Source organism: Candidatus Delongbacteria bacterium (genome assembly GCA_041675285.1).
Classification (GTDB): Bacteria; CAIWAD01; CAIWAD01; order CAIWAD01; family CAIWAD01; genus CAIWAD01.
This window is the reverse complement of record JBAYTZ010000003.1, coordinates 305208-320311: the sequence shown is the minus strand read 5'-3', so window position 1 is coordinate 320311 and position 15104 is coordinate 305208. Positions and strand designations below refer to the sequence as shown.

Annotated in this window: 12 protein-coding genes; all 12 read right to left on the bottom strand. The window is 72.0% G+C overall.

Annotated features, from left to right (window positions below):
- Position 1: 1 nt before the first annotated feature.
- The 12 genes from WC326_04855 to WC326_04800 all read right to left on the bottom strand — a co-directional run bounded on the left by WC326_04855 (position 2) and on the right by WC326_04800 (position 15102).
- Complete coding sequence (locus WC326_04855; protein ID MFA7330386.1) at positions 2-391, bottom strand: hypothetical protein; 390 nt, start codon at positions 389-391, stop codon at positions 2-4.
- 235 nt (positions 392-626) lie between these two features.
- Positions 627-1847 (bottom strand): pyridoxal-phosphate dependent enzyme, encoded by a 1221-nt coding sequence (locus WC326_04850; protein MFA7330385.1) that lies wholly within the window; start codon positions 1845-1847, stop codon positions 627-629.
- Positions 1848-1920: 73 nt separating this feature from the next.
- Positions 1921-2895: an ornithine carbamoyltransferase gene (locus WC326_04845; protein MFA7330384.1), complete on the bottom strand. Its 975-nt coding sequence runs from the start codon at positions 2893-2895 to the stop codon at positions 1921-1923.
- 8 nt (positions 2896-2903) lie between these two features.
- Positions 2904-4112, bottom strand: coding sequence for a YgeY family selenium metabolism-linked hydrolase (locus tag WC326_04840; protein MFA7330383.1), 1209 nt, complete (start codon positions 4110-4112; stop codon positions 2904-2906).
- Between the two features lie 30 nt (positions 4113-4142).
- Complete coding sequence (locus WC326_04835) at positions 4143-5597, bottom strand: pyridoxal-phosphate dependent enzyme (GenBank protein MFA7330382.1); 1455 nt, start codon at positions 5595-5597, stop codon at positions 4143-4145.
- Positions 5594-6982: an amidohydrolase family protein gene (locus tag WC326_04830; protein MFA7330381.1), complete on the bottom strand. Its 1389-nt coding sequence runs from the start codon at positions 6980-6982 to the stop codon at positions 5594-5596. The genes WC326_04835 and WC326_04830 overlap by 4 nt, the downstream gene beginning before the upstream one ends.
- On the bottom strand, positions 6975-8372 hold the full coding sequence (gene allB / locus WC326_04825) for an allantoinase AllB (protein ID MFA7330380.1): 1398 nt from the start codon (positions 8370-8372) through the stop codon (positions 6975-6977). Before allB ends, WC326_04830 begins: the two co-directional genes overlap by 8 nt.
- Positions 8369-10195, bottom strand: a complete 1827-nt coding sequence (locus tag WC326_04820) for a 4Fe-4S dicluster domain-containing protein (GenBank protein ID MFA7330379.1) — start codon at positions 10193-10195, stop codon at positions 8369-8371. The genes allB and WC326_04820 overlap by 4 nt, the downstream gene beginning before the upstream one ends.
- Complete coding sequence (xdh, locus tag WC326_04815) at positions 10192-12801, bottom strand: selenium-dependent xanthine dehydrogenase (GenBank protein MFA7330378.1); 2610 nt, start codon at positions 12799-12801, stop codon at positions 10192-10194. Before xdh ends, WC326_04820 begins: the two co-directional genes overlap by 4 nt.
- A gap of 2 nt (positions 12802-12803) precedes the next feature.
- Positions 12804-13424 carry a nucleotidyltransferase family protein gene (locus WC326_04810; GenBank protein ID MFA7330377.1) on the bottom strand — a complete coding sequence of 207 codons (621 nt, stop codon included), beginning with the start codon at positions 13422-13424 and terminating at the stop codon, positions 12804-12806.
- Positions 13421-14224, bottom strand: coding sequence for a xanthine dehydrogenase accessory protein XdhC (gene xdhC / locus WC326_04805; GenBank protein ID MFA7330376.1), 804 nt, complete (start codon positions 14222-14224; stop codon positions 13421-13423). Before xdhC ends, WC326_04810 begins: the two co-directional genes overlap by 4 nt.
- The gene (locus tag WC326_04800) at positions 14224-15102 is read right to left on the bottom strand and encodes an FAD binding domain-containing protein (GenBank protein ID MFA7330375.1); all 879 of its coding nucleotides are present in this window, start codon (positions 15100-15102) and stop codon (positions 14224-14226) included. The genes xdhC and WC326_04800 overlap by 1 nt, the downstream gene beginning before the upstream one ends.
- Positions 15103-15104: the final 2 nt, after the last annotated feature.

The following is a 15104-nucleotide window of genomic DNA, read 5'->3' as shown; positions in this document are numbered from 1 at the left end:
CTCAGCTCTGCGGTTCGCGCCGCCGCCGCGCCGAGGGCCGCCGCTCACGGATCAGGCGCTTGTAGTATTCCGGGTCCAGCCGGATGGAGGGGCGATTGGTGATGATGTCCCAATCGGACTCCTCCATGTCCGCCGTGATTTCGTCCAGGTGTTGCAGCACGGAGTCAATGTCCACTCCCACCCAGAACTCCACGTCGGGCGTGGCCTGGAGGTCCCAGTTCTGCGTCTCCGCAGCCCGGTTGAAGACCTCCTCGTAGCGCTCGATGGCGTACACGCGGGCCCGCGGGTCCTTGCGCTCGCGAATGGCGGTCACCTGGTAGCCCAGGCCGACCCCCAACACGAAGAGCGCTTTCTTGCCCCGCAGCCGCTCGCTTTCCTGCAGCTCGGCCATGGCCGCCTTCCTTTCGACTTGTGTCGCAGACTCCGTTGGCAAGAGCAGTGCCAAGAGCTGGGAAGGGCGCAAACTCCTGAGTTTCAGGAGCTTCCAACTTCAGGAGTTGTGAAGGGGGCGGATCTGCTTGGGGTTGAGGGGGATCAGGCTGCCGGGGGCGGGAAATCCTTGCCCAGGGCCACGCCGGCCGAGAGCTCGATTGGCGGGGGCCGGGTAGGACCACAATCGGCCCGCATCAGATGTATCTGGGCAGGGCCTCCAGGCGCGGAGCCACCCGCAGAGCGTCCGGCAGCTGGCTGCCCGCGGCGGCGGGGTCCTTCAGGCCGTTGCCCGTGATCAGCAGGGCCACGCGCTCATGGGTGTCCACCAGGCCCAGCTCCAGGGCCTTGCGCAGCCCGGCCAGGGCCGCGGCGCCGGCGGGCTCGGCGAAGATGCCCGTCGCAGCGCCCAACAGGGCGATGGCGGAGCGCAGCTCCTCGTCGCTCACCCGCACGCAGCCGCCCCGGGTGGCCGCCAGCACCTGCAGCGCGTGCTGCGCGTTGCGCGGCGCCTCCACGTTGAGGCTGTCGGCCACGCTGTCGGCCCGCGGCACCCGGGCGGCGGCGGCGTCGCAGGCCTCCCATCCCCGGGCCAGGGCGTCGGACGAACCCGCCTGGACCGCGTAGAGGCGCGGCGCCTCGCCCAACAGTCCCGCCTGCTGCAGGTCGGCGATCCCTTTGCCAAGGCCGCCCAAGATCACGCCGTCCCCCGTGCCCACGAAGATCGCGTCCAACGCGTGGCCAGGCGCCTGGGCGAGCATCTCCAGCAGGGCCGTCTTCTTGCCCTCGATGGTGTAGGGGTTGAGCGCCGTGTTGCGGTTGTACCAGCCGCGCGCCAGGCAGGCCGCGCTGGAGAGTTCGAAGGCCTGGTCGTAGCTGCCCTCCACGGCCAGCAGCGTGGCGCCGCAGGCACGGATGTGCAGCAGCTTGGCGGCCGGCGCCGTCACCGGCACGAAGACCACGGCCTGCAGGCCGAAGGCCGCCGCGCAGCAGGCCAGGGCCGTGGCCGCGTTGCCCGTGGAGGCCGTGGCCACGGTCTCCAGCTCGAACTGGAGCGCCTTGGCGCACACCAGCCAGGAGGCGCGGTCCTTGGTGGATCCGCTGGGATTGCGCGTGTCGTCCTTCAGCCAGAGGTGCGGGATGCCCAGCCGCGCCCCCAGAGCCGCGCCGTGGAGCAGGGGTGTGTCACCGACAGGGAAGCGCGGCAGCTCCAGCCCGTCGGGCAGCGGCAGCCAGCCGCGCCACTCGCCGTGCGCCTGGGGCCAGTAGTCCGGGAGCTCCGCGTGCCGCACCAGCAGCACGCCCCGGGTGTGGCCGCCGGCCTCCTGCCGCGCGGCGCAGGCGGGACAGACCAGCAGGGCGGGATCCTCGGGATAGCGGGATCCGCACTCCACGCAGCCGAGCTCCACGTGTGACATGGTTCCTCCAAAAACAGCCTTCCCCCGCCGGGCGACGGGGGAAGGTGGAAAATCCGGGCGGCTGACGCCGGGGCTACATGACCATCGCCATCAGCGCCTTCTGCACGTGCAGGCGGTTCTCCGCCTCGTCGTAGACCACGGACTGCGGGCCGTCGATCACCTCGTCGGTCACCTCGCGGCCACGGTCGGCGGGCAGCGGGTGCATGTAGATCATGTCCTCCTTGCCCAGCTCCATGTGCCGCTTGTCGCAGCGCCAGGTGGGGTACTGCTCGATCAGGCGCAGGCCCTCGGCCTTCTCCGTGGTGTGCATCAGCGGGCCCCAGGACTTGGGGATGACCACGTCCGCGTCGGCGAAGGCGTCCTCGAACTTGTGGCTGATCTCGAACTTCGCGCCGCCCGCCGCGGCGTTGAGGCGCGCCTGCTCCTCAATCTCGGGCATCAGGCGGAACTCCTCCGGGTAGGCCAGGGTCACGTCGATGCCGAAGCGCGGCATCATCAGGATCAGGCTCTGGGGCACGGAGAGCGGCCGGACGTAGTTGGGCGCACTGGTCCAGGCCACGCCCAGCTTGAGCTTGCGCTTGTAGCCGAAGCGCTCCCGCATGGTGAGGTAGTCGGCCAGGATCTGGCACGGGTGATACACGTCGCACTGCATGTTGATCACGGGCACGCTGGCGTGCTCGGCCACCTCGCGCAGGTACTGATTGCCCTCGCGGAAGGCGCAGTGCCGGATGGCGATGCCCTCGCCGTAGCGCGAGAGCACGTTGGCCGTGTCCTTGGCGTTCTCGCCGTGGCTGATCTGCATCTTGTCCGGCGAGAGGAAGATGGCGTGGCCGCCCAGCTGGGTCATGCCCGTCTCGAAGGAGTTGCGCGTGCGCGTGGACGAGTCGAAGAAGATCATGTAGAGCGTCTTGCCGTCCAGCACGCGGTTGCCCACGCCCATCTTGCGTCCCAGTTTCAACTGGCGGGCCAGCTCGATGATCTCCTCCAGCTCGCTGGTACTCCAGTCCTGGGTGGTGATGAAATCCCTGCCTCTGTACTTGTGTTCCATAGGGCTCCTCACATGAGTTCGTTCTTGCGCGCCGCCAACACGACGGCCAGGCGCGCGTACACGGCGGCGGCCTTCACCAGGTCGTCCTCCGACACCCACTCGCCGGTGGAGTGGGAGAGTTCCTCTTTGCCCGGGGCGAATCCGATGGTGGGAATGCCCAGCCGGCCCATGCTGGCCACGCCGTTGGTGGAGAAAGTCCAGCGTGACACACGGGGGACGGCACCCAGCTCGGCCTGCACGGCCTCCACGGCCCCCTGCACCAGCGGATGGGATTCCTCCAGCACCCAAGTGGGGAAGCTCTTGGGCTGCTTGACCGCCAGGCCGCGCCAGCTGACGGCATCATAGGTCGGCAGTTCCACCGCCGCGTCCCCGATGTGCGGCAGGGTGCGGATCTGCTCCAGGGCGCCTTCCACGGTCTCGCCCTTGGTGAGGCGCCGGTCGATCCAGATCCGGGCCTGGTCGGGCACGGCGCACAGGCTGGGCGTCCGGCAGTCGATGTAGGACACGGTCACCGTGCCCTTGCCCAGGAAGTCGTCCGCGGCCAGCGTGGCGTTCAGCACCTCGATGTCCTGCAGGATCGGGGCCATCTTGTAAATGGCGTTGACGCCGCGCTCGCAATGTGCGCCGTGGGCGGCCACGCCGCGGGTGGTCACGCTGATCTCCATCCGGCCGCGGTGGCCGCGATAGATGGCCATGTCCGTGGGTTCACCCAGGATCACGGCGTGGGGCTTCAGGCCCTCCTGTTCGATCAGGTGCTGCAGGGGCAGGCCGTCGCAGTCCTCCTCCATCACGCTGGCGCAGAGCCAGACCGTGACGCCCTCGGGCCAGCCGGCCCGCTTGAGCGCCGCCATGCCGTGGGCCATGCAGGCGATGGCGGGCAGCTCGTCCACGGCGCCGCGGCCCCAGACCTTGCCGTCCTCCCGTTTGCCCTGGAAGGGGTCGTGGCTCCAGCTGGCCGCGTCGCCCACGCCCACGCAGTCGATGTGGCCGTCGAAGAGCAAGTGCAGGGGTCCGTTGCCCACCCGCGCGATGACGCTGCCCAGGCCGTCGAAATGGACCTCGTCGAAGCCCAGCGCCTCGTACTCCGCCTTGACCCGCCGGCAGCGGGCCTCCTCCCGGCAGCTCTCCGCCGGGATGGCGATCATCTCCCGCAGGAAGCCCACGATGGCCTCCCGGGACGCGTCCGCCAGTTCCATCAGGTTGTCAGTGTCACGCATGTCGTCTTCCGAAGTCAGGGGGTGGATGTCCTAGGAACGGGTCGCGAATTTCGCGCCGCTGTCCCGGTTGAAGCGCGTGATCTCCTCGTCCCAGGCCGGCAGCTCGTCCTTGAGGGCGCTCCAGAAGCCGGGATCCCAGAGGGCGTTGAGTTCCTCCACCGTGCGGCCCTGCTGCTCCACCCAGGTGAAGTACTTGAGGTTGTGCAGGGCCCTGCGATCCGGGTAGGTGAGCTCGCGGAAGTTGTCCGTGCCCTGGCCCAGCAGACGCCGTTCATGGTCCACGCGGGCGTCCGCCGCGCCGTAGACCCCCAGCGTGCCGTTCATCTCGTCCAGCCGCGAGAGGTACATCTCGGCGCTGTCCGTGAAGCAGGTGAAGATGACGTGGGACTCGTCCAGCTCGAACCAGCGGGCGGCCTTCACGGCGGTGAGCAGGTTGCAGATGCTGGAGATGCCCAGCCAGGGCAGCCGCGCCAGCAGCGACTCGTCCACTCCCAGCGCGCGCAGCTGCGCGTGCCCGGCGGGCTCGTTGAAGAGGCGCAGCAGGCGCAGGGTGTCCTCGTCGTCGATGGCCGCCACGGCGTCCGTGTTGCGCGCGTTGTGGATCCAGGGGATGTGCTTGTCGCCGATGCCCTCGATGCGGTGGCCGCCGAAGCCGTTCCGCAGCAGGGTGGGGCACTGCAGGGCCTCCGAGGCCACCAGCCGCGCGCCGGGAAACTCGTCCTTCACGCGATCGCCCGCGGCCAGCGTGCCGCCGGAACCGGTGGCGCCCACCCAGTGGACCTGACCCGCAGCCAGTCCGCGCTCGCGGGCCAACTCCAGCACGGCGGAGCCTGTCACGGCGTAGTGCCAGAGGTAGTTGCCGAATTCCTCGAACTGGTTGAAGATGACGGCGTCGCTGCGCTCGGCGCGGATCCGCCAGCAGGCGTCGAAGATCTCCTTGACGTTGCTCTCGCAGCCCGGCGTGGCCATGATCTCGGCCCCGATCTCCTCCAGCCAGCGGAAGCGCTCGCGGCTCATCTCCTCGGGCAGGATGGCCAGTGGCCGGCAGCCCAGCAGCGCGCTGTCGAAAGCGCCGCCGCGGCAGTAGTTCCCCGTGCTGGGCCAGACCGCCAGCTGGGTGGTGGGATCGAACTCGCCGCGCACGAGCCGCGGCACCAGGCAGCCGAAGGCCGCGCCCACCTTGTGCGCGCCGGTGGGGAAGTGGCGTCCCACCAGGCCCACGATGCGGGCCCGGACGCCCGAGATCTCCGGCGGGATCTCCAGCTGGTTGACGCCGCCGAAGCCGCCGCTCTCCACGTCGTTCTTCCAGGTGATGCGAAAGAGGTTGAGGGGATCCAGGGCCTGCATGTCCAGCGGCCGCAGCGCCGCGCGGATCTCGGCGGGTACCTGCTCCGGGTGCTGCTGCTGGGCCAGCGTGGGAATCACGATGCCCCGCTCCCGGCAACGTTCCAGGGCGCGGGCGCGGACGTCTTCACGATGAGTCATTCGGGTCTTCCTCCAGCGGCTCCGGGTTCGGCGCCAAGATAAGGTGTTCCGGCCCCCAGCTGGTGGAAGCGCCGCCAGAGCGCCTCCCGCACCGGGCGGATCTCCGCCGCCAGGCGGTGCGGATCCAGGCCGCAGGCCTCGAAATTGTCGACCAGCCGGCGTCCCCGGGCCACGGTGTGCCGCACGCGGGGCGGCACCTGGCCGAAGACGAGTTGCGCGGTCAGGTTGGCGGCCGTGGGCGGCAGGGCAGCCGGCACGTCCAGCACGATCAGGTCCGCCGGGGCTCCGGCGACCAATTGGCCGTAGGCAGGTTGTCCGAAAAGCCGGGCCAACCGCGCCCGGGCTCCATCCAGCAGCCCGGCGCAGTCCTGCCAGCCGCCCGCCGGATCGCCCGCGCCCTGGCGGTGCAGCAGGAACGCGCAGCGCAGCGCGCTGAGCAGGCAGGAACTCATGCCGTCGGTGCCCAGCGCCACGTCCACCCCGGCCCGGCGCACGGCGCGCAGGTCCAGCCGTCCCACTTGGTTGTTGGCGTTGGATTCGGGGTTGTGGACCAGCAGGGCGCCGCGCCGCGCCAGCAGGTCCAGGCCCGCCTCGTCCAGGTGCGTGCCGTGGGCGATCCAGGCGGCCGCCCCCAGCAGGCCGGCGGAATCCAGGCGCTCCAGCGGACTTAGGCCATCCCGGCCCCGGCAGATCTCGCCGTCCAGGCGATCTTCGGCCACGTGCACGTGGACGTCCCCGTCCTCCGCCAGCTGCGCCGCCGCGGCCAGCGTGTCGTCGCCCAGCGTGAAGGCCGCGTGCAGGCCGATCAGACCCCGGAAGCGCTCGTGCCTCCGGACCGAGTCCCGGAAGCGCCGGCTCTCGCGCAGCCCGGCCAGGGCCCCGGCGTGCCCGTTGCGGTCCGTGGCCTCGTAACACAGCAGGGCGGAGAGGCCGGCGACCTCGAGTTCCTCGGCCAGCCAATCCAGCGAGCCGTCGACGCAGGCCGGCGAGGCGTGGTGGTCCACCAGGGTCGTGCAGCCGGCCAGGGCGCAGCGCAGGGCCGTCAGTCGGGCGCTCTGGCGGATGCTGGCCTCGTCGAGGGCGCGATCCAGCCGCCACCAGAGACGATCCAGGCGCTGGCCGAACCCGTCGATGGGCAGGCCGGGGTCCAGTCCCGTGGCCAGCGCAGAATAGATGTGGTGGTGGGCGTTGACCAGACCGGGGGCGATCCAGCCGGCCCGGGCGTCGAGCCGGACGGCCTCAGGATAGAGCCGTTCCAGCTCCCCGCGCGCACCGGCCGCCAGGATCGTCCCGCCGCTCCAGGCGACAGCGCCGTCCTCCACGCAGGCGGCTCCACTCCAATCGGGCAGCAGCGTGCCGCCGCTCAGCAGGTGGATCTCAGGCATGGGTCCGCCTCCCGCGGCTTGTCAGACGACCGAATCCCGGGGCGGCCGGAAACTCCGCCCCGCGCCGGTCCCAGACCTGCTCGCCGCGCAGCCAGGTCTGCTCCACGCGCAGCGCCAGCTCCCGTCCCTCGAAGGGCGTGTAGCGGTTGAGATTGTGCAGCTCCTCCGCGCGCACGGTCCAGGTCTCCTTGCCCAGCAGCACGAAGTCCGCATCCAGGCCGGGCCGTAGCGCGCCCTTGCGGTCCTCCAGGCCGAAGAAGCGGGCCGGGCCGCCGCAGAGCAGGTCCACCAGCCGCTCCAGGCTGAGCCGGCCCGTGGCCATGCCCGCCGTCCAGGCCCAGGGCAGCAGCAACTCCACGCCCGGGATCCCGCCGTAATCCGTCCAGAAGGAGCCGGTCTGCTTCTCGCGCGGCCACTCGCCGGCGGCGTGATCCGTGGTCAGAAAGGCGATGTCTCCCTCGCGCACGCCCTGCCAGAGGCGCTGACGGTCGGACTCCTCCTTCACGGGCGGGGCGGTCTTCAGCCGGGAGCCCAGCCGCGCGAAATCCGCGCTCGTGAAGGCCAGGTAGTGCGGGCAGGTCTCGGCGCTGACCCGCAGCCCCGCACGCCGGGCGGCGGCGATCTCCTCCAGCGCGGCTCCGCTCCCCAGATGCACCACGTGCAGGTGGGCGCCCGACTCGCGCGCGGCCTGGATCACCGCCCGCACCGCGCGCCGCTCCGCCTCGCCCGGCCGCGACTCCACGAAGGCCTCCGCGTCGGCGCGTCCGGCCGCACGCAGGGCGGCCTCACGCCCCAGCACAAGTTCCTGGTCCTCGGCGTGCACGCCCAGCGGCAGCCCCAGCTCGGCACAGAGTCCGGCCAGCTCCCCCAGTTGCGCGTGTGACACGGCCCGGAAACCGTCCATCCCGGAGTGCAGGTAGCACTTGAGCGCGCCGATCCCCGCGGCGGCCAGTGAGCGCAGGTCCCGCCGCCAGTCCGTCCCGCCCTCCATCAGGTTGGCGCACATGCCGCCCCAGAAGATGTAGTCCACCAGGGCCTGGTCGCGCACGGCCGCGTGCTTGGCGCGCAGGTTCGCCAGCGACACCACCGGCGGCGTGGACGTGCAAGGCATGTCCGCCACGCAGGTGACGCCGCCCGCCGCCGCGGCCCGCGTGCCGCTGGCGAAGGTCTCGCGCCAGGTGTAGCCGGGATCGTCGAAGTGCACGTGGCCGTCGATCACCCCGGGCAGCACCAACCGTCCCTGCAGGTCGATTTCGCAGGCTTCCGGACAGCGGTTGCGCCCCGGCTCGTCGAACCAGGCGAAGCGCCCGTCTTCCACCAGGAAGTCCAGCACGCGCGTGGCGTCGCCGCCGGCCGGAACGCGGGCGTTGCGGAAGAGTCGCGGACTCACAGGCCCTCCCCGCTCAACAGGGCCGCCGGGTTGTCCCCTTTCAAAAAGGAGTCTCTGACCTGGAGAAAGCGCTCCAGCAGGGTTTCCGGCGCGTCGGGCAGCTCCCCCTCCCAGGCCAGGCAGTCTCCGGCCGGGGCGGTCGTCAGGGTCAGCCAGCAGCCGGAGATTCGTCCCGTCAGCACCCCTTCCGCCACGCAAAACCCGTCCAGTTCGACAGGCGCGGCCCGCAGCGAGGCCAGATCCTGGTGCCAGCGTTCCTTGACCCGCCAGGGCGCGCCCTGCTCGGGACACCAGGTCTCACAGTTGGAACAGGCGTTGCAGGCGTCGGCCAGCACGCCGATCTGCCGGCGCGGCGCCTCGCCGGGGGCCGGCATCAGGTTCCAGCCGAAGAGCGCGCCGTTGGGACAGGCCGGCAGGCAGAGGTCGCAGTTGATGCAGTCCAGCCGCTCGAGCACGGTCTCGCGCTGCCGGGGCGGCTTCATCACGCTGCGGGCGTGGTAGCGCGCGTCCCCGGCCGCGGCGTCCGCCGCCCGCTCCAGTCGCCGGCGGGTCTCGGCCCAGGCGCCGGGAGTCTCCGGCCGGCCCAGGGGGCCCAGCCACTCCTGCAGGCTGCGGGCGCCGTCGGCGCGCAGGCGGGCCTGGACATCGGCCAACAGCCCGGACAGCCGGCCCTGGCCGCCCCGCCGCAGCAGGTCCGTGCAGAGGGTCAAGGGCGCGAAGCCGCAGCGCAGAGTCTCCACGGCGTTGCCGCGCTCCAGCCCGGCCGAGAAGGAGAGGGGCAGGGGATCCGGAAAGGCCCCGGCATACCGGGCGGCGGCCCGCAGGGCCAGCGGGTGGAGCGGCGCGCCGCTCAGGTACATGTACGCCCCAGCCTCGGGGGGAAAGAGATCGGCGTCCCGCTGCAGCACGAACGTGTTGGAGAACTTGGCGCCCAGGCTCAGACCCAGGCGGCGGGCCCGGCCCAGCAGCCGGCCCATCAGGGCCACGGCGCCGTCTAGTTCCAGGTCCTGCGCGAAGGCCGCGGGATCCGGCTCCAGCCGCGTGTACCCCAGTTGGTCGTGGAGGATCCGGCGCACGTCCTCCAACCCGCAGAGGGTGGGGTTGAACTTGATGATCACCGACCAGCCCTGATCCAGCAGGTGGGCGGCGATGGACTCGATCTCATCCGGCGGACACCCGTGGAAGGTGGAGAGCGTGACACAGTCCGCCAGCGCGCCGGCCGGCGGAGTTCCCGCCCAGTCCCGCAGCTCGGCGGGCAGCTCGGCCGCCAGTTCGGCCAGGCCGGTGGCGGGATCCCGCAGCCCGGCCAAGGCCTGGCTCATGGCCGCCGAACGGATGCCGTCCAGCGAATAGCCGACGCTCAGGTCCAGCACGGTGGCGAGATCCGCCGCATTGGAGAGGGCGCCGCCGGCCCGCGTGCGTTGCAGGATCTCCAGCAGCCAGGCCGCCTTCTGGTATTCGCACACGCTCTCGGGCAGGCTCAGCTCCTGGCTCCACTCCACGTTGAGCGCGTAGTGCGGCGCGTGGATGCAGGGCCGGGCGATCTGCAGCCGGTCCAGCACCTGCAGGGTCTTCAGCTCGAAGACCCGGGCTCCGGCCAGCCAGCCCTGCACCAGGTTGGGCGCCAGCTGGGTGTGGGGTCCCGCCGCCGGCCCGAAGGGGTTGGCCGCCCGTCGTCCGGCGTGGGAGAAGGAGAGGTCCAGCTCAGGATCTGGCAGGTGCCAGGCCTTGCGGGGCAGTTCGAAGACCGGCCCGCCGGCCGCGAGTTCGTGGCGCAGGCGCCGGAGCAGCGCGGCGAAGGGGAAGGGGCGCAACTCGCTCACGATCTCTCGGCTCCGGCCGCCGCCGGGGCCCGCAGGCAGCGCTCCCGGTCCTCGCGCATGGGCAGGCGCGTGCGCGCCCGGCCGTCCAGCGCGCGCAGGGCCGAGGCCACCGCCGCGGCCGTGGGCACCAGGCCGATCTCGCCCACGCCGCGCACGCCGTAGCCGCCCACCTCGTCGGGCTCCTCCACCAGGATCACCTCCAACTCCGGCGTCTCGTGGGCACGCAGCACGCCGCAGTCCTTGAGTTTCAGGCTGTCGGGCACGCCGTCCGTGCAGGGGAAATCCTCGCTGAGCGCGTAGCCCAGCCCCATGTGCAGCGAGCCCTCGATCTGGCCGCGGCAACTGGCGGGGTTGATCGCCCGGCCCACGTCGTGGGCGGCCGTGACGCGCAGGATGCGTCCGTCGCCATCAAGCTCCACCACCTGGGCGGCGTAGGAGAAGGTCATGTGCGTGACGGGCTCCGCCACCGGGGCGCCGGGCGCGGTGGTGAGGGTGCAGAAGAACTCGCCCAGGAATTCCTGCCCTGCCAGCTCGGCCAGCGTGGCGCCGATGAGGGCCTGGCGCAGCTTGCGCGCGGCTTCGCCCGCCGCCGCCCCCGCCAGGGCCGTGGCCCGGGAGGCCGTGGTCATGCCACAGAGCACGGCCAGGTCGCTGAGGGTGCCCACCTCCATCAGGTCGTGAGACAGGCCGGTCTCCTCGTGGACGATCTGGCGCAGGATGGTGAACAGGCCCTGGCCCATCTCGGTGTAGCCCGTGTGCACTTGCAGGCGGCCGCCCGGCAGCACGCGCAGGCGCACGCGGCCCGTGTCCACCAGCCCGTTGCCGATGCCCGTGTTCTTGATTCCCAGGGCGATGCCGGTCAACGGCGAACGCTCGTAGGCTTCGCGGACGGCCTCCAGGCAACGTTCCAGCCCGCGCACGCTGTCGCGCATCTTCTGACCCGTGGCGAAGCGGTCCCCCGGCTGCAGGAGGTTGCGCCGGCGGATCTCCAGCCGGTCCAGCCCCAAGCGCTGCGCCAACTCGTCCAGCACGCCCTCGATGGCGAAGGCGGCCTGGTTGGCCCCGAACCCGCGCATGGCGCCGCAGGGCGGATTGTGCGTGTAGACGGCGTGGGCTTCCACGTCCACGTTGGGCACGCGGTAGGGGCCGCAGCTGTGGCCTGCGGCGCGCTCCAGCACCTTGCCGCCGACGGAGGCGTAGGCGCCCGTGTCCCCCAGGATGCGGATGCGCGCAGCCAGCAACCGGCCGTCGGCCGCCGCGCCCACTTCGTAGCCCAGGCGCAGCGGGTGGCGCTTGGGATGCATGCGCAACGACTCCGCCCGGTCCAGCACCAGCAGGACGGGGCGCTGCAGCAGCCAGGCCGCCAGCGCCGCGTGGCCCTGGACCGAGAGATCCTCCTTGCCGCCGAAGGCGCCGCCGTTGCTCACCAGCTCCACGTGGACCCGTTCCAGGGGCAGGTCCAGCAGCGAGGCGATCTGGCGCTGGTCGTCGTGCACGCCCTGGCCCGGGCTCCAGACCTTGAGCCCGTCGCCCAGCGGCTCGGCCAGGCAGGCCTCGGGCTCCAGGAAGGCGTGCTCGATGCGCTGGGTCTGGAAGTCCATCCGCACCACCGTGGCGGCGCCGGCCAGGGCCGCGTCCACGTCGCCGCGTCGGAAGGCGCAGGTCTCCAACAGATTGCCGCCCGGGTGGAGCTGCGGGGCTTCCGGTTTCAGGGCCTCCTCCGGGTCGGTGACCGGAGGCAGCGTCTCCCAGCGGCAGAGCACGCGGGTCGCCGCCCTGCGTGCCTGCAGAGCGGTCTCGGCCACCACCACGGCCACCACGTCGCCCACGTAGCGGCTCTCCTCCCCCACCTCGAGCAGCAGGGGCCAGTCCGCCACGAGCAGGCCCGTGTGACGCTCGCCCGGGATGTCCCCGGCCTGCAGCACGCCCACCACGCCCGGCAGTCCGCAGGCCTCCTCGGTGTCGACGGCCAGCAGACGCGCCCGCGGATGGGTGGCGAAGACCAGCGCGCCGTGCAGCAGTCCAGGGCGCTCCAGATCGGCGACGAAGGGCTTCTGTCCCAGGACCAGCTCGCGGCCGCGGTAGCGCGGGGCGTCGCTCCCGATGCCCCCTGCCGCCGCGTCGTCACAACAGATAGAGGGATCCTGCTTGAGCCGGGCCAGCCGCTGCGCCGCGCGCTCGATGCTCTTGTAGCCCGTGCAGCGGCAGAGGTGTCCGGCCAGCGCGCGGCGGATCTCGGGCAGGCCGGGATCCGGATTGCGCTCCAGCAGCGCGTGCAGCCGCATGGCGATGCCCGGCGTGCAGAAGCCGCACTGGACCGCGTGCTCGCCGGTGAAGGCGCGGGCCAGCAGCTGGCGCTCCGCGTCGCTCAGGCCTTCCAGCGTGCGGACGCGCCGGCCCGCCACGGCCTCGGGCTGCTTCAGGCACGCCAGCTGGGGCCGATCGTCCACCAACACCGTGCAGCAGCCGCAGACGCCCTGGGGCGCGCAGCCGTTCTTCAGCGAGTGCAGGCCGCAGGAATCGCGCAGCAGGTCCAGCAGGCTCATGCCCGGCTCGTACTCCACGCGCAGGTCGCGACCGTTGAGGCTGAAGTCCACGCTAGCCATGCTCACTCGCGCTCCCGTTCCGCTTCCCCCCGCAACCAGTCCTCCCAGGCCGCAGGAGTGTTGAGATTCAGCCGACAGTTGGCGTCCCGCACGGATCCGCGCAGCAGGACCTCCGGCGGATCCAGCCCGCGCAGCAGCTGATCCAGGCGCAGGCCGCTCTCGGGCGCTGCGTGCGCCAACTGTTCCAGCAGACCCTGTCCCAGCAGCACGGGATGCCCGCCCGCCGCAGGCACGGCTGCCTGATGCACGTCAGCCTGCCAGTTGACCCAGAGGTCGCGCCACAAATCGGGACCCGGCGCCGGCACGTCCACGGGCAACCACCAGGCTGCCGCCCAGCCCTCCGCCAGGACCGCGGCCGCGGCCAATCCCAGGCTGGCGCTCATGGGCGCCGCGGGATCCGGTTGGAAGAGCCAGTCCACCTGCAGGCCCGGCGGCACGACGGCCGGCGGGGCGGTCCCGTCGGGCAGCACCACGTGGACCCGAGTTCCACCCGCCGCCCGGAAGCGCGTCAACTGCCAATCCAGCCAGCTCGCGCCGTGATACGCCAGCGCGTGCTTGGGCCGGCCCATCCGGCTGGAGCGGCCGCCCGCCCCCAGCAGGAGCGGCGGCAAGCCGCCGTTCACGCTTCCCCCGGACAGGCGCCGGCGGATTCGGCGGCGGGACGCAGCCGGGCCTCCGCGAGCAGCAGCTCCCGGGCCAGGGCGATGGCCACCTCCCGCGGCGCCTTGCCGGTGCGGGAATCCCCCACGGGGCAGCAGACGGTGTCGAGCCAGGCGGAATCCACGCCCTCCGACTCCAGGCGCTCGCGAAAGGAGCGCCACTTGTTGCGGCTGCCGATCAGGCCCACCCAGGCCGGCGGTCGGCGGGCCAGGTGGCGCAGCAGCTCCAGATCCAGCTCGTGGGAATGGGTCAGAATCAGCAGCAGGTCGCGCCCCGCCGCTCCGTCCAGCGCGTCCACGTATTCGAGCGGCGACTGCTCGTGCCGGTGGAGGCCCGCGGGCAGGTCGGCGCGCCGGATCCACTCCGCGCGCTCGTCCACCAGGTGCAGGGTCAGGCGCGTCCCCTCGAGGACCTTGGCCAGCTCCTGCCCCACGTGGCCGGCGCCCAGTACGTGCAGAGCCGGTCCGTCGAACAGCGCCTCCAGCAGCAGTTCCACCATCCCGCCGCAGCACTGACCCTGGGCCGCCAGCGGGATCCGCAGCCGTTCCGTGCTGCCGCTGCCCAGCAGCTCGTGCGCCTTTTCGAGCACGGCCGCCTCCAGCGCGCCGCCGCCCACCGTGCCCCAGCGCCGGCCGTCCGCCGCCAGCACGAGCTTGGCGCCGGCAGGGGCCGGGGCGGAGCCGCTGCCCTGGCAGAGGGTGACCAGCACGCAGGGCGTGCCGGCTTGGGCGAGTTCCGCCAACCGCGCGGGCCAGGCCCACATCAGCGACCGTCCGGGCCGGGACGGGCCGCCTCGGCGCGACGCAGAAAGGCCAGCAGCAGATTGCCCGCCACCTGGCGGCGGTAAGCGGCCGTGGAGCGAATGTCGTCGATGGGCCGCAGGCCGTCCATCAGCAGCCGCGCCGCGCGCTCCATCCAGTCGCCCCGGCCGGCCTCGGCGGCCAGGAAAGCCTCCAGCTCGTGACAGCGCAGAGGCACGGGCGCCACGCTGGCCAGGGCCACGCGACACTCCAGTCCCCCGGCGGTCCAGCGGCCCGCGGCCGCCAGCGCCACCTTGGAGATGGCCTGGGCGCGCCGGGTGCCCACCTTGCGGAAGTACTGGAGCGGCGGTGACGCCAGCGGCAGGCGCAGGGCCGTGATCAGCTCATCCGGCCGCAGGGCCGTGCGCCGGTAGTCCAGAAAGAAGTCCTCCAGGGGCAGGCGACGCTCCGCCGTTCGGGAGCGCAGCAGCAACCCGGCGCCCAGCGCCAGCAGGACGGGCACGCTGTCCGCCGCCGGCGAGGCGTTGGCCACGTTGCCGCCCAGGGTCCCACGCTCCTGGATGGCCCGGGCCCCCGTCTGCTCCGCGGCCTGGACCAGCAAGGGCAGGTGGGCGATCACGTCGGGATGGGCCTGGATGTCGGCGTAACACACGCCGGCGCCGATCTCCAACTCGTCGCCCACGCGCCGGATCTGCCTTAGCTCCGGCAGGGCCGAGAGGTCCAGCAGGCGGGCGGGACCCAGGCTGCCGTCCTCGTGCCGGACCAGCAGATCCGTGCCCCCGGCCAGGACTTTCAGCTTCGGGTCCTGCGCCAGCAGGTCCAGCGCCTCGGCCAGGCTGGCGGGCCGGCGCAGTTCCAGATCCGCGGCGATGCCTCTCACGC